This is a genomic window from Candidatus Planktophila versatilis, from assembly GCF_002288105.1.
Lineage (GTDB): Bacteria > Actinomycetota > Actinomycetes > Nanopelagicales > Nanopelagicaceae > Planktophila > Planktophila versatilis.
Genome location: NZ_CP016774.1, coordinates 1189969 through 1212223 on the forward strand (window position 1 = coordinate 1189969; position 22255 = coordinate 1212223).

General features: G+C 48.4%; 23 protein-coding genes and 3 tRNA genes. 6 read left to right on the top strand and 20 right to left on the bottom strand.

Annotation, left to right across the window (positions count from 1 at the left end; all coding sequences use genetic code 11):
* The first annotated feature begins 10 nt into the window (after positions 1–10).
* The 5 genes from A1sIA79_RS06175 to A1sIA79_RS06195 all read left to right on the top strand — a co-directional run bounded on the left by A1sIA79_RS06175 (position 11) and on the right by A1sIA79_RS06195 (position 2286).
* Positions 11–1150, top strand: coding sequence for a glycosyltransferase (locus tag A1sIA79_RS06175; RefSeq protein WP_095675316.1), 1140 nt, complete (start codon positions 11–13; stop codon positions 1148–1150).
* A gap of 14 nt (positions 1151–1164) precedes the next feature.
* Entirely contained in the window at positions 1165–1869 is a 705-nt protein-coding gene (locus tag A1sIA79_RS06180) for an SIMPL domain-containing protein (RefSeq protein WP_095675317.1), read from the top strand.
* Positions 1870–1945: 76 nt separating this feature from the next.
* Positions 1946–2018 (top strand) — tRNA-Glu (locus tag A1sIA79_RS06185).
* Between the two features lie 44 nt (positions 2019–2062).
* Positions 2063–2136: transfer RNA gene (locus A1sIA79_RS06190), tRNA-Asp, on the top strand.
* Between the two features lie 76 nt (positions 2137–2212).
* A tRNA-Phe gene (locus A1sIA79_RS06195) sits at positions 2213–2286 on the top strand.
* Between the two features lie 16 nt (positions 2287–2302).
* On the opposite strand, the gene A1sIA79_RS06200 is transcribed toward A1sIA79_RS06195, so the two are convergent.
* The 17 genes from A1sIA79_RS06200 to fbaA all read right to left on the bottom strand — a co-directional run bounded on the left by A1sIA79_RS06200 (position 2303) and on the right by fbaA (position 18213).
* Complete coding sequence (locus tag A1sIA79_RS06200; protein ID WP_095675318.1) at positions 2303–2494, bottom strand: DUF5302 family protein; 192 nt, start codon at positions 2492–2494, stop codon at positions 2303–2305.
* Between the two features lie 9 nt (positions 2495–2503).
* Positions 2504–3544 (bottom strand): MraY family glycosyltransferase, encoded by a 1041-nt coding sequence (locus tag A1sIA79_RS06205; protein WP_095675319.1) that lies wholly within the window; start codon positions 3542–3544, stop codon positions 2504–2506.
* Between the two features lie 15 nt (positions 3545–3559).
* The gene (locus tag A1sIA79_RS06210; RefSeq protein WP_095675320.1) at positions 3560–3757 is read right to left on the bottom strand and encodes a BldC family transcriptional regulator; all 198 of its coding nucleotides are present in this window, start codon (positions 3755–3757) and stop codon (positions 3560–3562) included.
* A gap of 117 nt (positions 3758–3874) precedes the next feature.
* A complete protein-coding gene (locus A1sIA79_RS06215; RefSeq protein WP_095675321.1) occupies positions 3875–4690 on the bottom strand; it encodes a DUF8083 family protein in 816 nt (271 codons plus the stop codon).
* A 27-nt stretch (positions 4691–4717) separates the two neighbouring features.
* Entirely contained in the window at positions 4718–4894 is a 177-nt protein-coding gene (locus A1sIA79_RS06220; protein WP_095675322.1) for a DUF3073 domain-containing protein, read from the bottom strand.
* Between the two features lie 42 nt (positions 4895–4936).
* A complete protein-coding gene (locus tag A1sIA79_RS06225) occupies positions 4937–6307 on the bottom strand; it encodes a hypothetical protein (RefSeq protein ID WP_095675323.1) in 1371 nt (456 codons plus the stop codon).
* A 5-nt stretch (positions 6308–6312) separates the two neighbouring features.
* Positions 6313–7371 (bottom strand): phosphoribosylformylglycinamidine cyclo-ligase, encoded by a 1059-nt coding sequence (purM, locus tag A1sIA79_RS06230; protein WP_095675324.1) that lies wholly within the window; start codon positions 7369–7371, stop codon positions 6313–6315.
* Positions 7371–8843, bottom strand: coding sequence for an amidophosphoribosyltransferase (gene purF / locus A1sIA79_RS06235; RefSeq protein ID WP_095675325.1), 1473 nt, complete (start codon positions 8841–8843; stop codon positions 7371–7373). The genes purM and purF overlap by 1 nt, the downstream gene beginning before the upstream one ends.
* On the bottom strand, positions 8840–9136 hold the full coding sequence (locus A1sIA79_RS06240) for a sterol carrier family protein (protein WP_095675326.1): 297 nt from the start codon (positions 9134–9136) through the stop codon (positions 8840–8842). The genes purF and A1sIA79_RS06240 overlap by 4 nt, the downstream gene beginning before the upstream one ends.
* A 6-nt stretch (positions 9137–9142) precedes the next feature.
* Positions 9143–11374 carry a phosphoribosylformylglycinamidine synthase subunit PurL gene (purL, locus tag A1sIA79_RS06245; RefSeq protein WP_095675327.1) on the bottom strand — a complete coding sequence of 744 codons (2232 nt, stop codon included), beginning with the start codon at positions 11372–11374 and terminating at the stop codon, positions 9143–9145.
* A complete protein-coding gene (gene purQ / locus A1sIA79_RS06250) occupies positions 11374–12042 on the bottom strand; it encodes a phosphoribosylformylglycinamidine synthase subunit PurQ (RefSeq protein ID WP_095675328.1) in 669 nt (222 codons plus the stop codon). Before purQ ends, purL begins: the two co-directional genes overlap by 1 nt.
* A gap of 5 nt (positions 12043–12047) precedes the next feature.
* Positions 12048–12293 carry a phosphoribosylformylglycinamidine synthase subunit PurS gene (gene purS, locus A1sIA79_RS06255; RefSeq protein ID WP_095675329.1) on the bottom strand — a complete coding sequence of 82 codons (246 nt, stop codon included), beginning with the start codon at positions 12291–12293 and terminating at the stop codon, positions 12048–12050.
* A gap of 21 nt (positions 12294–12314) precedes the next feature.
* Positions 12315–13196, bottom strand: coding sequence for a phosphoribosylaminoimidazolesuccinocarboxamide synthase (locus A1sIA79_RS06260; protein ID WP_095675330.1), 882 nt, complete (start codon positions 13194–13196; stop codon positions 12315–12317).
* Positions 13193–14614 carry an adenylosuccinate lyase gene (purB, locus tag A1sIA79_RS06265; protein ID WP_095675331.1) on the bottom strand — a complete coding sequence of 474 codons (1422 nt, stop codon included), beginning with the start codon at positions 14612–14614 and terminating at the stop codon, positions 13193–13195. Before purB ends, A1sIA79_RS06260 begins: the two co-directional genes overlap by 4 nt.
* Positions 14615–15859: a phosphoribosylamine--glycine ligase gene (purD, locus tag A1sIA79_RS06270; protein WP_095675332.1), complete on the bottom strand. Its 1245-nt coding sequence runs from the start codon at positions 15857–15859 to the stop codon at positions 14615–14617.
* A 3-nt stretch (positions 15860–15862) separates the two neighbouring features.
* Positions 15863–17146: an adenylosuccinate synthase gene (locus tag A1sIA79_RS06275; RefSeq protein WP_095675333.1), complete on the bottom strand. Its 1284-nt coding sequence runs from the start codon at positions 17144–17146 to the stop codon at positions 15863–15865.
* 32 nt (positions 17147–17178) lie between these two features.
* The gene (fbaA, locus tag A1sIA79_RS06280) at positions 17179–18213 is read right to left on the bottom strand and encodes a class II fructose-bisphosphate aldolase (protein WP_095675334.1); all 1035 of its coding nucleotides are present in this window, start codon (positions 18211–18213) and stop codon (positions 17179–17181) included.
* Positions 18214–18609: 396 nt separating this feature from the next.
* Here fbaA and acs point away from each other — a divergent pair, with 396 nt between their 5' ends.
* Positions 18610–20574, top strand: coding sequence for an acetate--CoA ligase (gene acs / locus A1sIA79_RS06285; RefSeq protein ID WP_095675335.1), 1965 nt, complete (start codon positions 18610–18612; stop codon positions 20572–20574).
* On the opposite strand, the gene A1sIA79_RS06290 is transcribed toward acs, so the two are convergent.
* From A1sIA79_RS06290 to nth, 3 genes are read right to left on the bottom strand one after another with little or no spacing between them, the layout of a single operon-like run.
* Positions 20558–21028 (bottom strand): CvpA family protein, encoded by a 471-nt coding sequence (locus A1sIA79_RS06290; RefSeq protein ID WP_095675336.1) that lies wholly within the window; start codon positions 21026–21028, stop codon positions 20558–20560. The genes acs and A1sIA79_RS06290 overlap by 17 nt on opposite strands.
* Positions 21025–21549: a TlpA disulfide reductase family protein gene (locus tag A1sIA79_RS06295; RefSeq protein WP_095675337.1), complete on the bottom strand. Its 525-nt coding sequence runs from the start codon at positions 21547–21549 to the stop codon at positions 21025–21027. Before A1sIA79_RS06295 ends, A1sIA79_RS06290 begins: the two co-directional genes overlap by 4 nt.
* Positions 21546–22244: an endonuclease III gene (gene nth / locus A1sIA79_RS06300; protein WP_095675338.1), complete on the bottom strand. Its 699-nt coding sequence runs from the start codon at positions 22242–22244 to the stop codon at positions 21546–21548. The genes A1sIA79_RS06295 and nth overlap by 4 nt, the downstream gene beginning before the upstream one ends.
* Between the last annotated feature and the right edge of the window lie 11 nt (positions 22245–22255).

Sequence of the window (22255 nt, forward strand, 5' to 3'; positions counted from 1 at the left end):
AGATAACCACATGGCCGAGCGCATAAAAGTGATGCAGATTATCGCCCGCATGAATGTGGGTGGACCTGCCGTCATCGTGGCCGAATTAATGCGAGGCCTTGATGCATCCAAGTTTGAGCAAGTGCTTGTCACCGGCTATTGCGATGTCAATGAAGCAGATTATTTGGAAGAAGTAGCCACAGATATCAAGGCAACTCGGATTGCCGGCCTTGGTAGATCAATATCACTAGTGACTGACCTCAGAGCATTTATCGGTCTGGTTGCAATGATCAAGAAAATTCAGCCTGATGTAATTCATACTCATACTGCGAAAGCTGGCGTCCTGGGCCGGCTTGCCTCAATGATTGCGGGCCAAGGCGCAATACGAATTCACACATTTCATGGCCACCTACTGCACGGATATTTTTCTGGATGGAAAACCCAATTAGTTATTGCAATCGAGAAAGCACTTGCTGGGCGCACCCACCACTTAATAGCAATCGGCACGGTGGTGAAGAACGACCTGCTAGCTGCCGGTATTGGCAAGCCAGCGCAATACAGCGTCTTCTTTCCTGGATTACCGGAGCCAAAGAGGTTCGAAAGGGCCGAACTACGTAAAGAGTTAGAACTTGATCCCGCAACTATTTATTGCACATTTGTCGGTCGACTCACACAGATTAAAAGACCTGACCGGCTAGTCGATGTTGCCGCCGAGATTGCAAAACAGAACGTGGCCGTGCACTTTTTGGTGGCCGGTGAGGGAGAGTTATTTGAAAGCTCTCGTGCGCGAGCTACTGCGAAGAAACTACCGATAACTTTCTTAGGGTGGCGCAAAGATATTGACCAACTATTTGCAGCTAGTGATATTGCAATTCTGACAAGTGACAACGAGGGAATCCCACTGACACTGATCCAAGGGGCACAAGCTGGGTTACCAATTGTTGCTCCAGCTGTCGGTTCTATTTCAGATATCGTCGAAGATTCAAAGACAGGCTTTCTTACCGCCCCCACTGCTAGCGCTATGGCAGCGCGTGTCATTGAATTAGCCGCTGATTCGCAGTTACGAAATCAGTTGGGCGCCGCAGGCAGAGAGCGAGCACATACATACTTCTCATTAGAGCGAATGCTCCGAGATCACACAGGAATCTATAACGCACCCCACAAGAAGTAAGGGATAATAGAGTCATGACAACTCGTAGCCGTATCTCAACTCTTGCCGTGTTAACACTAGCCATTGCAGCTTTAGTAGTTCCATCTGCCAATGCCGCCGCCACTCGATATATCACCATTAGTTCACAAGGCAGTGTCAAGGTTGTTCCCGATGCAGTGCGCATCAACGCGACTTCTACAAATATTGCTACGACTAGCAAAGAAGCTCTGGCGGCAACAGCGAAGACTTCTGCTGCGGTCCGCGCTGCTCTGACTTTGGCCAAAATTGATAAGAAAGACATTGCAAGTACAAGTGTTTCGGTATATCCAGAATACAAATACGATAACAACACCACTGTTCTCGTGGGATACCGTGCATCGCAATCATTGACAATTACTGTGCGAGCGGCAGCTACTGCCGGCGATGTCATTGATGCAATAGTTTCCGCTGGTGGCGATAGCCTTCAACTCAATGGCGCTACTCCTTTTGTGCTAGATAACACAAAGGCGGCAACGGCGGCTCGCACAGTTGCAGTCAAAAATGCTCGTGCAAAAGCAGCATCATATGCATCACTTCTAGGTGTAAAACTTGGGAAAGTTAATTACCTGGTAGAAAACTCTGCGCCAACTCCTTACATTCCAGTGATGGCAGTTGCAAAAGCAGAATCAGATGCGACAGTCGTTGATCTTGGCGAACAAGATGTCACTGTCTCTGTCACAGTGCAGTGGTCACTGCTCTAAATCCCATATTTATAGGGGCTTTTTAATCGAGTTTGGTCGTGCACCCGTAAGCCGGTACGATTTGCGAGCCTCAAACGTCCCCATCGTCTAGGGGCCTAGGACATCGCCCTTTCACGGCGGTAACACGGGTTCGAATCCCGTTGGGGGCACAAGAGGCAAGAAGCAGTACGAAGTAAAGGCTTTGATTTATCAAGGCCCGGTAGCGCAGTTGGTTAGCGCGCCGCCCTGTCACGGCGGAGGTCGCGGGTTCAAGTCCCGTCCGGGTCGCGAAAGAAGAGAGTGTCCACACGCTCTCTTCTTTTTTTAAAGTACTGCCGCAACGTGATAACTAAAACTAAATAATGGCTCGGTAGCTCAGTTGGTACGAGCGCGCGACTGAAAATCGTGAGGTCGACAGTTCGATCCTGTCCCGAGCCACTTCTATTTTTCTTTATTAACCTGCAGAACCTGAACCAGAAGGGCCTGCTTTTCGTTGCACCTGAGGTGCCCCACCACTGCGTTGTCCACCGCGAATCTTTGATCCTGATTCAGAGTGAGTCTGGGAACCAGGTGCGCCCTTCTTATTCTTCTTCGCTTCTAGGGCAGCAAGCATTTTTGCTTTCATATCTTCGTTTTTATCTGACATGTTCGCAGTCTACCCCTCAGAAGGAATTCTTAAGAAATAAATCAACTGTGCCACCCATGCAATGGCGCCTAGGACAATCACTTGCGTGCCCCACGTATCGGGCCAGATATAGATCGCGAGAGCAACAAATCCATAAAAGCCAGCAAAGGCCCACAAGGTAAATGCGGTGATGCGACGATTAAGGCCGACGCGCATTAGGCGATGAGAAAGGTGATCACGGCCTCCTTGGAAAGGTGAGATGCCGCGATAAAGACGCGATGTTACTGCCACTGTTGTATCAAGAATGGGCGTTGCCATAAGAAATAGCGGAATAGCGAGTGACTTATAGGTAGGAATAACTCCTGGGCTTAAACGAATTGTTAACACCGAAACGATGATGCCTAGAAAGAGTGAGCCGGCGTCGCCCATATAAATCTTTGCTGGAGTGCGATTCCAGATGAGAAATCCAGCTGTGGCACCGGCGGTCACAATCGCAAGGGCGCTCACCAGCACCTGCTGGCGGTCATAGGCGATAAAGAAGAGGAAGAAGGTAATGACGGCAACTGTGCCGGCGGCCCCGCCATCATGATTATCAAAGAAATTAATGGAGTTACAGACGCCAACTATCCAGAGCACTGTGATTGCGTAATTGACGATGTGATTACTGAAGGCAAAACCCATCGTGTCGGTGACGGTAAGAATGACGGCAACGATGATTCCGGTAAATGTCTGCGCAACTAGCCGTGGCCATGGAGCTAAACCACGTAAGTCATCCCATAAACCCATCGCTGAAATTGCAATTGCTGGAACTAATACCGAGCTAGCCAGTTTGAGAGCTGCCAGTGAGAAATCAGTTGCAATGAGAGCACCGTAGGATGCAGAAATAATTCCAATAGCAATGGCTACTCCACCTAAATATGGAACGGGTTCTTTCTGCGCCTTACGTTCAAGTGTCGGTGCATCAACGGCATCAAAGCGCAGCGCAAGATATCTGATTGGTGGCGTAATCAGACCAACGAGTGCGAAGGTGAGAAAACCTAATAAGAAAAATTGCGCGATTGAATAACTCATAAAGTAAATGGTTAGCTAATTCTGTGCCTTGAAGTAATTTTGGCGAAGATCATCGACTTCAGATTTACGATATCTGCGATGTCCACCTAGCGTGCGAATCGAAGTGAGTTTTCCGGCTTTCGCCCAACGAGTAACGGTCTTGGGATCAACGCCAAATAAGTCGGCAACCTCGCGCGGAGTCAGAAGCACTTCTGCATCAGGCAGACGACTCATGTATTTCCTCCAAAAAACTTGGCCTTATTCGAGTGTCCGATTTGGGCCGTTATGTCGCGAAGTATTCCCCACCACCACGCTGGTGGCAATACCGAACTTCTTACCGAAATATGAAGATTAGGTTGCTGATTCGAACCCTTGCACCAATCTCCAGCGCGAAACAAGCTTTTCATAGCCTTGTCCGGCGATGGAGCCGTCGGCTGCTGCCAATCCAGACAAACTGTGCGCAACATCTTCGATCGAAGTATCGTCATCAAGACCATCTTTACCTTGTGCTCGAAGTGAAGTATCAAGGTATGCGGCCAAGCCTCCGTAATCTAACTCCACCAGTGACTCTGGGTGAAAGAGTTCGAGCCAATCGAGTAAATTCTCTATCTCTCCTTCAACTGGGCCTTGGCCAAATGCACCCAAGACAATTTCATGCGAACTCATTGCGCGTTCGCGAGCTTTAGCCATTGTTGTTCGCGCAAATGAGAATGGTCCATCATCATCTTCCCCGCGCACCCGTTCTTCTGGCGTAAAAAGTGAGAACCAGCGCGGTGGGATTACCCATGTCTCGGTGATGATATGCGGAACTCGATCTTCAATGAGATCTACACCTGTTGTGATTACTTCTTCCAGGGCCGATGAGATAAAAAATGGAGTAATTGAGGATGGCAGTGATTCTTTAAAGTCATCAAGTGCTGCCCAGCAACGGGTTGCAGTTGACCATGGTGATACATATCGAATGTCTTTGATATCTAATACATGCGCACCATCGGGGCGACCTGCTGGTGGTTCTGGAAATACTAGTCGGCGAAGTGCGAGCGCTTGCTCTTCTTTGCGAGTATCGGTATTTGCATCAATGCTCTGCCAACGAAGACGGTCGAGGGAATCAAATGCGGAAAGAGGTTCGTAGATGCGCAGGGATGCGACATACGGTGTTGGTCTCACATAGAAGAGTCTATGTAGAAAAACTACTTATGCGCGAGGGATGTAATTTCCTTCAGCAAACGGATCGTCATCCTCTTGATTTTGCTGGCTCGGAGTATCGCCATGAAGTTCTTTGGCAAGGCGATCGAGGTCCATCTCCTGAGAGTTGTACTTTAAATCGCGAGCGACTTTGGTCTGCTTTGCTTTTGCACGGCCGCGACCCATGGGCGACCTCCTTACGAATATCTAGCGTGTCAGACGCGTAGGTTATCGCGCCTTGGCACTTGACTCCAAAGCCACCGCAAATGAGCGCGTTTTAGCCTTGTGGCGCAGGGCGAAGTAGCCCATTACCTGTAAGAACAGGCTCAAAGACATTGTCGGGATACGGAAACGGTGATCTCCAATGGTGCCCATGGAGATGAGCCAAGAGATGACGACCGGGATACCGGTGAGCCAGGCGATATTGGCATAGATGCCCTTCATGGAACGCAGCCAGAAGAAACCAATAAAGAAGAGTGAGATGCAGCCGACTACCCAGAAGAATGAAATACCTTTGCCGACAGATTTGTAGACCAGATCATTTCCCGATTGGCTACCGCGTGCGATATCCATAATTGGATTGACCTTGAGCCAAGGGTTGCGCGCCATCGTTCCATTTCCAAGTGGACCAGACCACGGAGTCCAGTAGTACCAACCCTTCTTCACAAATAGCTTTCCAGCCTTTACTGGATTTGCGGCATACCACTTGATCACACACTTAACGACATCGTTATCTGAAACCGTTGTTGCCGGTGGAACTGGATCACATGGCACATCTGGGCCAGTATGGGAATATCCACCCGTTGTTTGTGGACCAGCACCAATCCTCATGGTCACACCTAAGTTTGTTGAGATGACAGCTTTATCAATAGATGCAATGTTGCGTTGAATAAGGATTGCTGGCGCAATTGCCATTACTCCAATAACGCCCACAAGAATTAGGGCCTGCACTTTGCGGCTCTTAGACATCAGCGCCCACACCACTGCGATAACAATTGAGGTCAGAAGCCAACGCGGTTGCATAAATGTTGCAAGGGCTGAAAAGCCACCCACGCCTAGAACTCGAATTACCAAACGGCGATCATTAGGACTCTGCAAAGATTTGATAATCAGACCCACAACCATCAACATGCATGCTGCAATAGGGCTCTCATAACCCACTGCCATCGAACTTAGGGAAAGAGTGGGATTAATGGCGAGAATGATTCCGATGAGAAATAGATAAGGGCGCAATTTAGTATCGCGAAGTTGCTTAACAAAGTAGTAGCTGGCATAGGCATAGAAGAGGGTCTGCGTAATTGAAATGAGCCAAATTATTTGTGTGACTGATATCTTCGCTAAGCCCCACAGCAGTATGGGATATCCGGCTGGCCAGTAGGAAAGAATGCTCTTATCCGATAGATAACCATCTGCAAGAAGTCCATCAACGCCGCTGAAGTAATTTTCACCATCTGCGCCAAGCCACCCACCATTAGGGGTGTTAATCATCGTGATTAACTTGATGAGAAATCCAAGAACCGGAATCGCAATGATGTAGAAATTAACGTTCTTACTTTTCTTCACTTGTTGTTGACGGGCCATCTTTGACTTACTTGCCATTGAATTTATCCTTTGTACTCAGAGACCAAGTATGAACGTGGGGCATCATTATCTTGAGCAGGCTCAACGATTCCCGCAATCCAGGCCGACATTCCACGAGCTGCGAGCGAGCGAATAACCAGGTCACCAATGGTTGGATCAACGATGGCGCTCATGCCAATGCCACAATTCCAGGTGCGTTCCATATCTGCTTGGGGCACCGATGCAGATTCTGCTAAAAACCGTGTTGCTATCGGTAGCGACCAAGTAGAACGGTCATATCGCGCACGTAACCCAGCCGGAATAACGCGCGCAGTGTTATCGGCTATTCCCCCACCAGTGATGTGGCTAAAAGTGCGTAGCTTTTCTCCTTGAGCCTTAATCAGCGCTAAACAATCAAGTGTGTAAATTTCAGTAGGATTCAGCAGGACTTCTCCTAGCGTGGCAGGTAATCCTTCATATTTCTTATTGAGATCAAGTTTCTGTGAGCTCAGAATGTGGCGAATCAGTGAATACCCATTTGCATGAAAGCCACTTGCCGGCATTGCGATAATCAAATCTCCACTTTTAACTCGCTCGGCACTTAATTGTTTCTCGGCATCGACCACACCGGTTGCCGCGCCTGCAATATCAAACTCATCTTCATCAAGTAGGCCAGGGTGTTCAGCGGTTTCACCGCCGATGAGGGCAGTTCCTGACTTCTGGCATCCGCGTGCTATTCCGGCAACGATATCTGCAATTCGTTCGGGAATTACTTTGCCAACTGCGATGTAGTCAGTCATAAATAGGGGTTCTGCCCCGCAGACAACAAGGTCATCAACAACCATCGCAACTAGGTCTTCACCAATGGTGTCGTACTTTCCTAATTGGCGAGCAATCTCAGTTTTTGTCCCAACGCCATCTGTCGATGTTGCAAGAAGTGGCTGCTTCATGCCTTTGAGCGCAGATGCATCGAAGAGTCCAGCAAATCCGCCAATGCCACCCATTACCTCTGGGCGCGAAGCGCGCGCAATGGATGCCTTCATTAATTCAACTGCGCGATCTCCAGCATCAATATCAACACCAGCATCTTTATATGTTGCCACTACTTATGAACCTCTGTGATTTCTAGGCGCATCTTTCCTTCAGACATATCTGTTGGAATTGCGATGGGATAGTTACCAGAAAAACATGCAGTACATAACTTATCTTCGGCGACATTTGTGGCTTCAATCAGGCCTGCTTCAGAGACATAGGCCAGTGAATCGGCGCCGATGGAGCGGCGAATTTCTTCGACTTCTAAGCCGCTAGCAATGAGTTCGGCGCGGGTAGCAAAATCAATTCCATAGAAGCAGGGCCATTTCACAGGTGGGGAAGAGATGCGCACATGGATTTCCAGGGCTCCCGCTTCGCGCAACATGCGAACAAGTGCGCGTTGGGTATTTCCACGGACAATTGAGTCATCGACAACGATGATGCGCTTACCTTCAATGATTTCGCGAAGTGGATTAAGTTTTAATCGAATTCCAAGCTGGCGAATTGTCTGTGATGGCTGAATAAATGTTCGCCCCACATAGGAGTTTTTCACCAGGCCAAGGCCATAGGGAATTCCAGATTGCTTTGCATAACCAATTGCTGCTGGTGTTCCAGATTCAGGAACTGGAATAACTAGATCAGCATCGACTGGAGCCTCGATGGCTAAGCGCTGACCAATACGTCCGCGCACAGCGTGAATACCCTGGCCAGCAATTGTTGTGTCAGGACGAGCTAGATAGACGTATTCAAAGATGCAACCTTTGGGATCAGGAGTTGCCCACATCTGCGAGCGAATTCCATCTTCATTGATTGCAAGAAATTCACCGGGTTCAACTTCTCGAACAAATGCAGCACCAACAATATCCAGGGCGGCAGATTCAGATGCAACTACCCAACCGCGTTCGAGTTTGCCAATTACAAGTGGTCGAACACCATGGCGATCACGTGCTGCATACAAGGTGTGTTCATCCATAAAGACGAGTGAGAAAGCACCTTCAAGTTTTGGCAAGACTGCAAGTGCACTGGCTTCCACATTTTTCTCATCTTGCAGACCAATCAGGGCGGTCATAATTTCAGTATCTGTTGTGGCACCGCGTTCATTCTTTGAAAGGTTTGTCTCTAACTTTTGCACGATCTCTGCAAGTGAGCCGGTATTTGTCAGATTTCCATTATGTGCAAGAGCTAACGTTCCATACTTCGTTGGTCGAAGTGTGGGCTGGGCATTTACCCAGGTACTAGATCCGGTTGTGCTGTAACGACAATGACCAATAGCAAGATTGCCAACAAGTGAAGCGAGATCGGTCTCAGTAAATACCTGGGAAACAAGACCCATATCCTTATAAATCAAGATTCTTTCACCATCAGATGTTGCGATACCTGCTGATTCTTGTCCGCGATGTTGAAGTGCATACAAACCATAGAAGGTGAGCTTTGCTACCTCTTCACCCGGTGCCCATACTCCAAAAACACCACAGGCATCTTGTGGTCCAAGGTCAGCATCGAGAAGATTGTGATTTAACAATCCATCTGGGCGCCGGCTCATGGCGCAATCTTAAGCGGTAGAAGTGAAGTGAGGTCTGCTCGAACACCTGAGGCAATAATCAAACCTGCTGCCATTGCATCGGCCCAGGTGCGCTCTCCATGTGCGAGTGCGAGCCAGGTCTGGGCATCCATCTCAATCACATTAGCTGGAGTTCCTCGCGTATGCGTGGGGCCATCACCGCATTGCACCGCGGCATAGGGAGGAACCCGCACTTCTATCGCGCGCCCTGGCGAGCGTTCGGTCAGAAGTGCAAGCGTTGCTTTCACTTCTTGAAGAACAACTGGGTCGCGCATAACAAATTAGCCAAACAACTTCGGAAAGGTTTGCGTGTGTGCGGTGTGCAGTTCAGCTAGCGTAATAGCTGCGCCATTGATAACAAGAGCATCTCCACCAGTCACACCAATCTTTGTCAGTGCAATCTTCTGCGCTGCTGCCTCACTTGTGAGTGCCTTGGTTTGGGCGGGATCAATTGCCACAACAACGCGACCTGGGCTCTCACTCAACAGTGATATTCCAACATTCTCCAATTGGATTGTTGCACCTATGTGATGGCGCAGCACCATCTCTGTCAGTGTTGCCGCTAAGCCGCCCTGGCTTAAGTCATGAGCTGCAGTAAATATCTTCTTTGTGCGACCTGCAACAAGAAGTTCTATCAGTTGCATTTCGCGTTGAAGATCTGCAATCGGTGCAATACCTCCACGTTGATTATGCAGATATGCCCATTCACTTCCAGCCAAGTCTTCCTTTGTTTCACCAAGTAGGTAGAGATCAAGACCAGCGCGATCAAATGACATCGGTGTGCGGGTGCGCACATCATCAATGACGCCAAGTACACCAATAACAGGGGTAGGAAGGATTGCAACAGACCCCGTCTGGTTATAAAACGAGACGTTTCCACCTGTAATAGGTAGTCCCATCTCTAAACATCCATCTGCTAGCCCACGCACAGATTCAGCAAATTGCCACATCACACCTGGATCTTCCGGTGAGCCAAAGTTAAGACAGTTGGTCACCGCAAGCGGTTTCGCACCTGCAGTTGCAATATTTCGTGCTGCTTCTGCCAGAGCTAACTTCGCACCCTGGTAAGGATTTAAGTAGGACCAATTGGCATTGGCATCAGTTGCAACTGCCACACCCAAGTGAGTCTTCTCATCAATGCGCACCATTCCAGAATCATCAGGTTGCGATTGAATGGTATTTCCTTGAACATAACGATCGTATTGATTGGTGACCCAAGATTTATCTGCCAAATTTGGAGTTGCTGCCAACTTCAAAATGGTAGCTTTGATTTCATCCGGCGTTGATGGAATGGGAACTTTGATTACTTCCTTGGCAACCGCATCAATATAGGCAGGTTGTGCCAGTGGCCGGTTATAGACCGGGCCATCATGGGCAACTGTGCGAGGTGGGACATCAACAATGAGTTCGCCGTTCCAGGTAATTTCAAGGTGATTGCCATCGGTGACTTCACCAATGACATTAACTGTGACATCCCATTTCTCGCAGATTTCAAGGAAACGTGCAATCTTGCTTGGCTCCACAATTGCGCACATCCGCTCTTGTGATTCAGACATTAAGATTTCTTCTGGTGAAAGTGATGGGTCGCGAAGCGGAACTTTATCTAACTGCACTTTCATGCCACCTGAGCCACCAGATGCAAGCTCTGAGGTAGCACAAGAAAGTCCCGCACCACCCAAATCTTGAATTCCAACAACGAGATCTTCAGCAAATATCTCAAGCGAGCATTCAATCAAGACTTTTTCAACAAAGGGGTCGCCCACCTGAACTGCCGGACGCTTTGCTGGTCCCTTAGATTCAAATGTCTCTGATGCAAGTACAGATACGCCACCGATTCCATCACCGCCGGTTTTTGCTCCGTAAAGAACTACGAGATTGCCGGCACCGGCTGCTTTTGCGAGCTTAATATCGCTATGTTTCATGACGCCTACGCAGAGGGCATTGACCAATGGGTTTCCAATATAAGTTTCATCAAAGACAACTTCGCCACCAATATTTGGCAAACCTAAGCAGTTTCCATATCCACCAACACCAGCAATGATTCCAGGTAGTACACGACGAGTATCTGGTGCATCTGCTGGTCCAAAACGAAGTGGATCCATGATGGCAATTGGGCGTGCACCCATTGTAAGAATGTCACGCACGATTCCACCCACACCAGTAGCAGCTCCTTGATATGGCTCGATAAATGATGGGTGGTTATGAGATTCAATTTTAAAAGTTACGGCATAACCTTGACCGACATCTACAACGCCAGCATTTTCACCAATACCAACCAGGAGCGCATCACTTTTGACTGCCTTCTCGCCAAATTGCTTCAAGTGAACTTTTGATGATTTATACGAACAGTGTTCAGACCACATCACTGAATACATGGCTAGCTCTGAGGAAGTGGGGCGCCGTCCTAGAATCTTTTTAATGCTTGCATATTCATCTGCTTTCAACCCAAGTTCTGCAAAAGGTTGAGTTGCATCTGGATTAGCTTGGGCAATAGCAACGGTATCAAGTGCCATTAGCCCACCAAAGCTTTCAATACTGAAGTAAAAAAGCCCAAACCATCTGCTGATGGTCCGGTCAGTGAATCAATTGCATGTTCTGGGTGAGGCATCAGACCGACGACATTCCCACGTGCATTTGTAATGCCGGCAATGAGATTACGAGAACCATTTGGATTTTCACCTACATATCGCGCAATGATGCGACCTTCGCTCTCTAACTCTGCCAGGGTCTTGTCATCGCACATATATGCGCCTTCACCATTTTTTAGCGGAATCAGAATCTCTTGACCTTGAGCAAAAGAAGAAGTCCATGGGGTGTTTGTATTTTCAATCCTAAGATTCTGGTCGTGACATAGGAAATGTAATTCGTGATTACGTGTCAGCGCCCCTGGAATCAAATGTGCTTCAGCAAGTACCTGAAAGCCGTTACAGATACCGAGAAGCGGCATCCCGCCATTAGCTGCATCAATGATGGGCTCCATCACTGGCGAAAAGCGCGAGATCGCACCGCAGCGAAGATAGTCACCGTAGGAAAAACCACCCGGAAGAATGACTGCATCTACCCCTTTTAAATCGGCATCGTTATGCCACAAAGATATGGCTTCCCCACCTGCGTGACGAACTGCACGGGCCGCATCTCGATCATCGAGAGTTCCCGGAAAAGTAACAACACCAATTTTCATAACTTCTACTTCTCCACTCGCACTGTGAAGTTTTCAATCACTGGATTTGATAACAATTTTTCGGCAGCCTTCTCAACTTCGGCAAGCTGAGTTGGTGTTGGATCCCCATCGACCTCTATTTCAAATCGCTTTCCTTGTCTGACATCTTTGGCAAAGCTAAATCCAAGACGAGGAAGGGCAGCAGCAACGGCCTTTCCTTGTGGGTCAAGAATTTCGGGCTTTAACATCACATCAACCACGATCTTTGCCATTTTTATCTCCCTAGTCTTCTCTTAGAACTTACTGCCGGTAATTCGTTCATATGCATCTTGATAACGTGCTGCTGTCTTCGCAACAATTTCTGCTGGTAGCTCTGGTGGAGGAGATTTCTTATCCCAGCCACTAGAAGTTAACCAATCGCGTACAAATTGTTTATCAAAAGAAGGTTGTGATTTTCCAGGAGCCCAACCATCAGATTCCCAAAATCTCGATGAATCTGGGGTGAGGGCTTCATCTCCAAGTGTAATTTCACCCGCCATATTAATTCCAAATTCAAATTTAGTATCGGCCAGAATGATGCCACGCCCACGTGCGAAATCGGCTGCAGTGTCATAGAGAGCAAGAGTAAGCCGGCGAAGATCTTCGGCCGCTTCTGCTCCGACTATTTTTTGCGCGCTCTGGAAATCTATATTGATATCGTGATCGCCTACTTCAGCTTTTGTTGCTGGCGTGAAAATGCTTGCTGGCAGGGCTGAACCATCTAATAACCCTGCTGGAAGTGGGTTCCCGCACACTTCTTGGTTGGTGTTGTATTCCACCAGCCCGCTGCCAGTCAGATATCCACGGGCCACACATTCAATGGCAAACATTTCAAGCGGTTGCACAATAACTGCGCGATCTGCAACAGACTCGGGTACCTCATCAGAGATGACATGGTTAGGAACGATGTCGGCAAGTAATTCAAACCAGAAGAGTGAGAGTTGAGTCAGGATCGCACCCTTATTAGGAATAGTCGTTGGTAGTACCCAATCGAAAGCTGAAATGCGATCGGATGCTACGAGCAGAATTTCCCCAGAATCATTGGAATATAAGTCGCGGACTTTTCCGGTGCGAAGGTGGTTCCAACCCTCAATCGATGGTGCTGGCGGCGGGCCAGCTACACCGAAGCCGCTCACCGAATAGAGCCGGGCTTGTACTGCGCAGCGGCAGGGTGCGCGGCTGAAATCGCCTCAATGCGACTTACAACTCGAGCAACTTGTTGGCGAGCATCGCCAGTAAATTCAAGTGGGTTACCAATGAGTGCATCGAGTGCTGCTCTGTCGAATGGAATGCGATTATCTTGTGCAATCGCATCAAGGAAATTATTTGGCTTTCCTTCGCGCATTCCAAGTGCTGCCGCAACTGCATGTTCCTTAATCACTTCGTGTGCAACTTCGCGACCGACTCCTGCTTTTACTGAAGCCATCAAAATCTTTGTTGTCGCTAAGAACGGCAAGTATCTTTCTAGCTCTGCCGCAATAATGGCCGGGAATGCACCAAACTCATTCAGGACTGTGAGCATGGTTTCAAGTAGCCCATCGATAGCATAGAACGCATCAGGTAGGGCGACTCGGCGAACAACGCTGCATGAAACATCGCCTTCATTCCATTGATTGCCAGCGAGTTCAGAGACCATCGATGCATATCCGCGAAGAATGACGGTGAGTCCATTAACTCGTTCACATGAACGGGTATTCATCTTGTGTGGCATGGCAGATGAGCCCACTTGTCCAGCCTTGAAGCCTTCAGTGACAAGTTCGGCACCAGCCATCAGTCGAATAGATGTAGCAAGAGAGGAAGGAGAAGCCGCAATTTGAACAAGAGTTGTTACTACATCGTAATCAAGTGAGCGCGGATAGACCTGACCGGTTGAATCTAATACCCGGTTGAAACCAAGTTCAGCTGCGATAGCAGATTCCAGTTTCTGATGTGCCTCTGTTGAACCCAAGAGATCAATGGAATCTTGCGCTGTTCCAACCGGACCTTTAATGCCGCGCATCGGGTAGCGGTCTTGAAGAGAGACAAGTCGTTCATATGCAAAGAGAAGTTCTTCAGCCGCCGATGCAAAACGCTTACCAAGAGTTGTAATTTGGGCTGGAACATTATGTGAGCGCCCAGCGATGGGTTGGTCCGAGTACAGCGCAGCTTTTGCAGCAAGTGCGGCAAGGAGTGCGACTGTCTTATTGTGAACAATCGAAAGTCCATTGCGAACTTGAAGTGCTTCAATATTTTCGGTCAGATCACGACTGGTCATTCCGGCATGGATAGCTTCATGGCCAGCCAGTGCGTTAAATTCTTCGATACGGGCTTTGACATCGTGGCGAGTGATTTTCTCGCGGGCATCGATAGACGCTAAATCGACCTTTGAGATTACTTTTTCATAATCTGCAATTACTGAGTCTGCTATAGCGTGCCCCAGCTTTGCTTGCGCCTTGGCTACTGCAATCCAGAGTTTGCGTTCAGCAATGATTTTTTCTTCGGGCGCAAAGACTTTGCGCATCTCGGCGGATGCATAACGATCAGCTAATACGCTCACTGGTGCATTCTCCTCCATTTAATTGCCCTTCTCTGCCACCGACGCATTAAGTGCGATATCGCTGCGGTAGAAAGAGCCTTCGAGAGCAATCTGTGAGATGACTCGATATGCGCGGTCCCGAGCTTCGGTGAGATCGGCGCCCATTCCGGTAATTGTCAGCACTCGTCCGCCACTTGAGAGCAGCGATGCTCCGTCCTGTGTTGTGCCAGAGTGAAAAATCTGGGTTTTTTCAACTGCGGGCTTTAATGTGATGACTCCACCCGTCTTTGGTGATTCCGGATATCCGCCAGCTGCAAGTACAACTGTGACGGCGCTTTCATCGCGCCAGTGCAGTACTTCGTCATCTAGATCATCGGTGGCAGCCTTATAGAGAAGTGTGGCAAGCGGTGTAACCAATCGTGGAATAAGTACTTGTGTTTCCGGATCTCCAAAACGGGCATTGAATTCAATCACTCGGATTCCATCATCGGTCAGCGCTAACCCGGCATAGAGCAGTCCCACAAAGGGAGTCCCACGCGCTGCCATCTCGGCAATCATGGGCGCTAATACTTTCTCATAGGTTTCTTCAACGATGTCATCCGGTGCCCATGCAAGTGGCGAGTAAGCCCCCATGCCGCCAGTGTTTGGTCCCAGATCACCATCGAAGGCGCGTTTGAAATCTTGCGCAGGTTGCATCGGCAAAATGTTTCGGCCATCTGAAATTCCAAAGAGTGAAATCTCTGGGCCAGCTAAATATTCTTCAATAACAACACGGGTGCATGTAAGTGCATGCGCCAGTGCGACATCGCGATCATCGGTGACAACAACTCCCTTTCCTGCAGCAAGGCCATCATCTTTCACAACATAGGGCGCACCAAAAGTGTCGAGTGCTATCTCTATCTCTGATTGCTTAGTGCAGGTAAAACTATGCGCAGTAGGAACACCAGCATCGCGCATGACCCCTTTTGCAAAATCTTTTGATCCTTCAAGTTGGGCCGCGGCCTTTGAGGGGCCGAAGACTGCGAAACCAGCGCTGCGCAATACATCTGCAACACCATTAACGAGTGGAACTTCTGGGCCAATGACTACTAAATCAACTTCTAACTTCGTAGCTAAATCGCAGATTGCATCATTATCTGTCACGGCAACTGGGTGAATTGTGGCAATAGTTGCAATGCCAGGATTTCCTGGTGCGACATGGAGCTCAGTACACGCTGCATCTGCCTGTAGTCCTAGTGCGAGTGCGTGCTCACGGCCGCCGCTTCCGACTAGGAGGATTTTCATGGCTTAGATGAAATCCTTCACAACAATTGTTTGAGTGCGCCCGGGACCAACGCCGATGGCGCTCATTGGTGCACCAGAAATCTTTTCCAGGAAGCTCACGTAATCCTGGGCGTTCTTAGGCAGATCGCTCAACTTCTTCGCACCAGAGATATCTTCTTTCCACCCTGGCAAATATTCATAGATTGGTTTTGCATGGTGAAAATCTGTTTGTGATGCAGGAAGTTCCTCAACGCGCTTACCGTCGATTTCATATGCAACACAGACTGGAATTTGTTCCCATCCAGTTAATACATCGAGTTTGGTCAAGAAGAAATCTGTCAGGCCATTGACTCGCACCGCATAACGGGCGATAGGTGCGTCATACCAACCGCATCGACGTGCACGGCCCGTTGTCACGCCAACTTCACCGCCAATAGTGCGTAGCTTCTCGCCATCTTCATCGAAGAGTTCTGTTGGAAATGGACCTGACCCAACGCGAGTTGTGTAAGCCTTAACAATTCCAATGACGCGATCAATCTTTGTTGGTCCGATTCCTGATCCTGTACATGCACCGCCCGCGGTTGGGTTAGATGAAGTAACAAATGGGTAGGTTCCATGATCGACATCAAGGAGCGTTCCTTGCGAACCTTCAAGAAGCACTCGTTTGCCAGCTTTGAGCGCGTTATCAAGTAAAAGGACTGTATCTGCCACGTAAGGTCGCAAGATCTCGGCGTAGCGCAAATACTCTTCTAGGACATCTTCAACTTCGATATCTTTGCGATTGAAGACCTTGATAAGAACTTGATTTTTATCGCGTAGCGCCGCTTCTAACTTCTGACGAAGAATTGATGGATCAAATAGGTCTTGTACGCGAATTCCAATGCGGTTGATCTTGTCAGCATAAGCTGGACCGATTCCACGACCAGTTGTACCAATCTTGGCTTTACCAAGGAAACGCTCAGAGACTTTATCGATGGTGCGGTGGTAAGGAGTAATCAGATGTGCGTTCGTTGATATCACTAACTTGCTGCAATCAATTCCGCGTTCGGTCAGCCCTTTAATTTCTTCAAGTAATACACCTGGGTCAATAACAACACCATTGGCAATAACTGGAATTACATTGGGCGAAAGAATTCCAGAAGGCAGGAGGTGCAAGGCGTACTTCTGATCGCCGATAACAACTGTGTGACCTGCATTGTTTCCACCTTGATAGCGAACAACGTAATCAACGCGATCGCCCAACAAGTCGGTAGCTTTACCCTTGCCCTCATCGCCCCACTGAGCTCCCAGCAGTACTAATGCAGGCATGGATAAAGCCTTTCCGACTCGTTGTTAGGTTGTTATTTAAGTAGTGATGTTCCGGTAGAGCGAAGATCTTCACATGCTACGCCAACGCGTGCTGCGATTCCCGCTTCTGCCGCTTTGCCCCACGCACGTGGGTCGTAGGCCTTCTTATTTCCCACTTCGCCGTCAATCTTTAAGACTCCGTCGTAGTTCTTCATGATGTGGTCAACGACCGGACGGGTAAATGCGTACTGGGTATCGGTATCAACATTCATCTTGATCACGCCGTAATCAAGTGACTCGCGAATCTCTGAAAGTAGTGAGCCAGAGCCGCCATGAAAGACGAGATCCATAGGCTTACTTCCGGCAGGTAAACCAAGCTTGGCCGCAACTGCCTCTTGCAGAGTCTTTAGAATCTTTGGCTGCAATACAACGTTTCCTGGCTTATATACACCGTGCACATTTCCAAATGTTGCTGCCACCATGTAACGAGCTTTTGCATCTGTGCCTAAAGTTTCAATAGTGAGAAGGGCATCTTCTGGAGTTGAGTAGAGCTTTGCATCATGCTTTGCCTCGATGCCATCTTCTTCTCCGCCCACAACGCCAATTTCAATTTCAAGCACAGTGCGAGCTGCAACAGATTTATCAAGAAGTTCGCGAGCGACCTTCATATTCTCTGGCATATCAACAGCTGAGCCATCCCACATATGTGAGTTGAAAAGTGGTGACTTACCTTCCTTGATGCGCTGCGCACCGAATTCAAGAAGCGGACGCATGAATCCATCTAGCTTCTCTGCTGGGCAGTGATCTGTGTGAATACCAATATTGACTTTGTAATTCTTGGCCACCACATGGGCGAACTCTGCTAGCGCTACTGCGCCATCAACCATGTGCTTTACCGTTGAACCGGATGCGTATTCAGCTCCGCCCCAAGAAAATTGAATAATTCCATCGGATTCTGCTTCGGCGAAACCACGAATTGCTCCGATGATTGTTTGTGATGAAGAAACGTTGATTGCTGGATAAGCAAAAGATCCCGCTTTCGCGCGGTCTAACATTGCTGCATAAACTTCAGGGGTTGCTATTGGCATCTGAGGCTCCCAAGTGAGTGAGTAGAACTGGTGTAAACGCATCGACGCGGCACTGGGTCTTTGTCAGGCTTACGCCTAATCCAACCACCTACCCCCGCGTAAGAAAAATCGACTCACTTACTACGCGGGAGCAGCTGCAGGCGGTAAACCCCCCTACGGGTGGAGGAGTTTCTGCAGGTAGGCGATCAGCCCCGCTATGAGGGCGGGGTTGCCGAGGATTTTAAGCAAGATTGTAATGATGGCTGCGATTGTCATAATTTTCCTTTCACATTTCAGATGGATGTGGCGATAGCTGCGAATCATCAGCCTTCATCGATAAGAAATAGGACTCAATCTGGCGCTCTGTTGATAAATATCGCTAGAAAAATCTCCTGACAAAGGAGTAACCTCGCGTATATGAGTGGCAATTCTGAATCACTGGAAAATCTCTCCACTGAAAATAGATCTTTTCCTCCTTCAAGTGCTTTTGCCACCCAAGCAAATGCAAGCGCTGACCTCTACGCACACGCTGATAAAGATCGCTTAGCTTTCTGGGACGAGCAGGCCAGTGCTCTGAATTGGCACAAGAAGTGGGATAAGACGCTGCAATGGGATTCACCCTTTGCGCAATGGTTTGTTGGTGGCCAGATTAATGCGAGCGTCAACGCAGTAGATAGACATGTTGCCGAAGGTAATGGTGATCGCATAGCTTTTCATTTTGAGGGCGAACCTGGCGACACTCGAACTATTTCTTATGCACAACTACTTGCCGATGTCAGTAAAGCTGCAAACGCACTCACCGAAATTGGAATCAACTCAGAAGATCGTGTTGCGATATACATGCCACTTATTCCTGAAGCAATTGTTGCCATGCTTGCGTGCGCGCGCATTGGCGCAATTCACTCTGTTGTCTTTGGTGGATTCTCCGCCGACGCGCTCTTATCTCGCATTCAAGATGCCGATGCCACATTAGTCATCACAGCAGATGGTGGTTTTAGAAAAGGTGCTGCATTTGCTCTTAAGCCACTTGTAGACGAAGCACTGAAAGGTGAGACAAACGTTGCAAATGTCTTAGTGGTAAAGCGCACTGGGCAAGAGACCGCCTGGAATGAAGGCAGGGATATCTGGTGGCATGATCTTGTCAATCGCCAAAACCCAACGCATACCCCAGAGTTTTTTGATAGCGAACACCCTTTATTTATTCTCTACACATCCGGAACAACAGCTAAACCAAAGGGAATTTTTCATACCATCGGTGGCTATCTCACCCAAGCGGCATATACCCACAAGGTTGTTTTTGATATCAAGGCTGAAACAGATATCTATTGGTGTACTGCAGATGTGGGTTGGATTACCGGCCACACCTATATGGTCTATGGACCACTCATAAATGGTTGCACGCAAGTTATTTATGAAGGTACACCTGATACACCACACAAAGGTCGCGTATTTGAAGTTATTGAAAAGTATGGTGTCACTATTTTGTATACAGCACCAACGCTCATTCGCACCTGGATGAAGTGGGGAGATGAATTCCCTAATAAATTCAATCTCACAACACTTCGTCTACTTGGTTCTGTTGGTGAACCAATTAATCCGGAAGCATGGATGTGGTACCGAGAAGTTATTGGCGGCAATAACTGCCCAATCGTTGATACCTGGTGGCAGACAGAAACCGGGGCGATCATGATCTCCCCTCTTCCAGGTGTGACTGCCACAAAACCTGGTTCGGCAATGCGACCATTGCCAGGAATTAGCGCGAAAGTTGTTGATGACAGAGGTGTAGAAGTTGGAAATGGACATGGTGGTTTTCTCATTCTTGATCAACCATGGCCATCTATGTTGCGCGGTATCTGGGGTGAGACCGAACGCTATAAAGAAACCTACTGGTCTCGTTTTCCAGGAATTTACTTTGCCGGCGATGGTGCCAAGCTCGATGATGACGGTGCCATCTGGCTTATGGGTCGAGTCGATGATGTGATGAATATTTCTGGCCATCGCATATCTACTACTGAAGTTGAATCGGCACTTGTCTCCTACGAGGCAATCGCTGAGGCTGCCGTCGTTGGCGCAGCTGATGAACTTACCGGTCAGGCAATTGTTGCCTTCGTTATTTTACGAGGCGGAACAGCCCATGCCGATGGTGATGCACTCGTAAAGGAGCTACGCAACCACGTTGCTAAAGAAATTGGGGCTATTGCAAAGCCTCGTCAGATCATGGTGGTCAATGAACTTCCTAAGACCCGAAGCGGCAAGATTATGCGCAGGCTTTTAAAAGATGTTGCGGAAAATCGTGCGGTAGGTGATGCAACGACTCTGGCAGATCCCAATGTGATGAAATTGATTTCTGAAGGTTTGAAATCCTCTAAAGACGAGGATTAGAAAGAACCTTCTCTACCTCTTTACGAATATCAGCAATCACCTCAGGTGCGTGGTTACTTACCTGCAGATAGAAGCGGCTCTCAGAAACTGAGTTCTGCCCTGCTGGCCATGGCGCCCACAATAAAATCGTGCCGATTACATAAAAGAGAAGTACGTACTTGCCAACTTCAAATGCACTACCCATGAGTGAATCTGCCAGCCGAAGTGGTCCGCGGATAACGGTGACCTTAAGGCCCTTCGCCATCTGTGTTCCTACAAAAGCAGCTCCATAGGCACCGACGATGATTGCGATGATGAGCCAACCTGATTGATCGAATTTAACAACTAGATACATCGCACCTACGCCGCCAGCGATAAAGAATATGGATCTAATAACTGTTGTGACCAGGCCGTTCTTATAACCGTTAAAGAATGCACCAATGGCAACAAGTGCGAAGATAAGATCAAAAATCATTTCACTCCCAAATACTTTATCGCTGCTAGCTCAATCTCTTCGGTCGACTTAAATGGTCCGTATTTCTTATATACAACTGTGCCAGATTCGTCCACCAGCCAGGTTACCGGCACGCCCATTCCAAATTTGCCACGAGTCGCACCAGTTGCATCATAAAGAATGGGCCATGAAATTCCGTGGCTTTGAACAAACTTTCTCACGCGCTCCATGCTTTTCTCTTCCACCGCAATTCCCACCGTATCGACTTGGTCGCTGTATTTAGCTAAGAAGTGAGCGAGGTGCGGTAACTCTTGCTTACAAGGTTCACACCACGTGCCCCACACATTGATCAGCGCTGGCCCGCGAATGGAATCGGCAGCGATTGCGCTACCGCCACCAAGACATTCCAGCGGCACGCCAGTCCCACTTTCGACTTTAATGTTCGCGCAACTAACTACTTCACCTTTGACTTGAATAGGTTCTATGGAAGAGCAAGCGGTGAGAGCCAAAAGAAGTACAAAGAGTCCAGAGATTTTCTTCATCTGAAGTCCTTATCCGTCTTCACCAGTAACTTCGCTTTCGCCTTATCCATTTCACCAATTCCAAATGATGGGCAAATCTTTGCGACCGGACATGCACCACACGCTGGTTTACGAGAATGACAAATACGCCGGCCATGCCAAATCATTCGTTGAGAAAGATTCGTCCATTCTTTCTGCGGGATGAGTGCGCCGACTTCATGCTCAACTTTGACGGGATCCTTCGATGTTGTCCAAGCAAAGCGTCGCGACAACCGGCCAAAGTGGGTATCAACAGTAATTCCTGGAATACCAAATGCGTGTCCGAGTACGACGTTGGCGGTCTTTCTCCCCACACCAGGCAAGGTAACGAGCTTTTCAATAGTGGCCGGAACTTTTCCATCGAAATCTTCAACAAGTTTGGTTCCGAGGCCTTTGAGATGCCTTGCCTTTGCATGATAGAAACCAGCAGAAAAAATGTACTCTTCAATTTCAGCAAGTGGTGCTCGCGCATAGTCTGTCGCCTTCTTATATTTTTTAAAGAGTGCTGGCGTCAGGGTATTAATTCTCTTGTCGGTGCATTGCGCTGATAGAACAACTGCCACAGTTAACTCAAGCGGGTTTGTAAAATCTAATTCGCAGCGTACCTCTGGGTAGGTCCTGGTCAAGATCCGATAGATAGCGCGAGCGTTACTTCGAGTTTCGCTATCGGCGGCCATGCGAGTAAACT

Coding starts and splice junctions, on each gene's coding strand:
- A1sIA79_RS06175 (WP_095675316.1), top strand. CDS start 11: ATGGCCGAGCGCATAAAAGTGATGCAGATTATCGCCCGCATGAATGTG.
- A1sIA79_RS06180 (WP_095675317.1), top strand. CDS start 1,165: ATGACAACTCGTAGCCGTATCTCAACTCTTGCCGTGTTAACACTAGCC.
- A1sIA79_RS06200 (WP_095675318.1), bottom strand. CDS start 2,494: ATGTCAGATAAAAACGAAGATATGAAAGCAAAAATGCTTGCTGCCCTA.
- A1sIA79_RS06205 (WP_095675319.1), bottom strand. CDS start 3,544: ATGAGTTATTCAATCGCGCAATTTTTCTTATTAGGTTTTCTCACCTTC.
- A1sIA79_RS06210 (WP_095675320.1), bottom strand. CDS start 3,757: ATGAGTCGTCTGCCTGATGCAGAAGTGCTTCTGACTCCGCGCGAGGTT.
- A1sIA79_RS06220 (WP_095675322.1), bottom strand. CDS start 4,894: ATGGGTCGCGGCCGTGCAAAAGCAAAGCAGACCAAAGTCGCTCGCGAT.
- A1sIA79_RS06225 (WP_095675323.1), bottom strand. CDS start 6,307: ATGGCAAGTAAGTCAAAGATGGCCCGTCAACAACAAGTGAAGAAAAGT.
- purF (WP_095675325.1), bottom strand. CDS start 8,843: ATGAGCCGGCGCCCAGATGGATTGTTAAATCACAATCTTCTCGATGCT.
- A1sIA79_RS06240 (WP_095675326.1), bottom strand. CDS start 9,136: ATGCGCGACCCAGTTGTTCTTCAAGAAGTGAAAGCAACGCTTGCACTT.
- purL (WP_095675327.1), bottom strand. CDS start 11,374: ATGGCACTTGATACCGTTGCTATTGCCCAAGCTAATCCAGATGCAACT.
- purQ (WP_095675328.1), bottom strand. CDS start 12,042: ATGAAAATTGGTGTTGTTACTTTTCCGGGAACTCTCGATGATCGAGAT.
- purS (WP_095675329.1), bottom strand. CDS start 12,293: ATGGCAAAGATCGTGGTTGATGTGATGTTAAAGCCCGAAATTCTTGAC.
- purB (WP_095675331.1), bottom strand. CDS start 14,614: ATGGAGGAGAATGCACCAGTGAGCGTATTAGCTGATCGTTATGCATCC.
- purD (WP_095675332.1), bottom strand. CDS start 15,859: ATGAAAATCCTCCTAGTCGGAAGCGGCGGCCGTGAGCACGCACTCGCA.
- A1sIA79_RS06275 (WP_095675333.1), bottom strand. CDS start 17,146: ATGCCTGCATTAGTACTGCTGGGAGCTCAGTGGGGCGATGAGGGCAAG.
- fbaA (WP_095675334.1), bottom strand. CDS start 18,213: ATGCCAATAGCAACCCCTGAAGTTTATGCAGCAATGTTAGACCGCGCG.
- acs (WP_095675335.1), top strand. CDS start 18,610: ATGAGTGGCAATTCTGAATCACTGGAAAATCTCTCCACTGAAAATAGA.
- A1sIA79_RS06290 (WP_095675336.1), bottom strand. CDS start 21,028: ATGATTTTTGATCTTATCTTCGCACTTGTTGCCATTGGTGCATTCTTT.
- A1sIA79_RS06295 (WP_095675337.1), bottom strand. CDS start 21,549: ATGAAGAAAATCTCTGGACTCTTTGTACTTCTTTTGGCTCTCACCGCT.
- nth (WP_095675338.1), bottom strand. CDS start 22,244: ATGGCCGCCGATAGCGAAACTCGAAGTAACGCTCGCGCTATCTATCGG.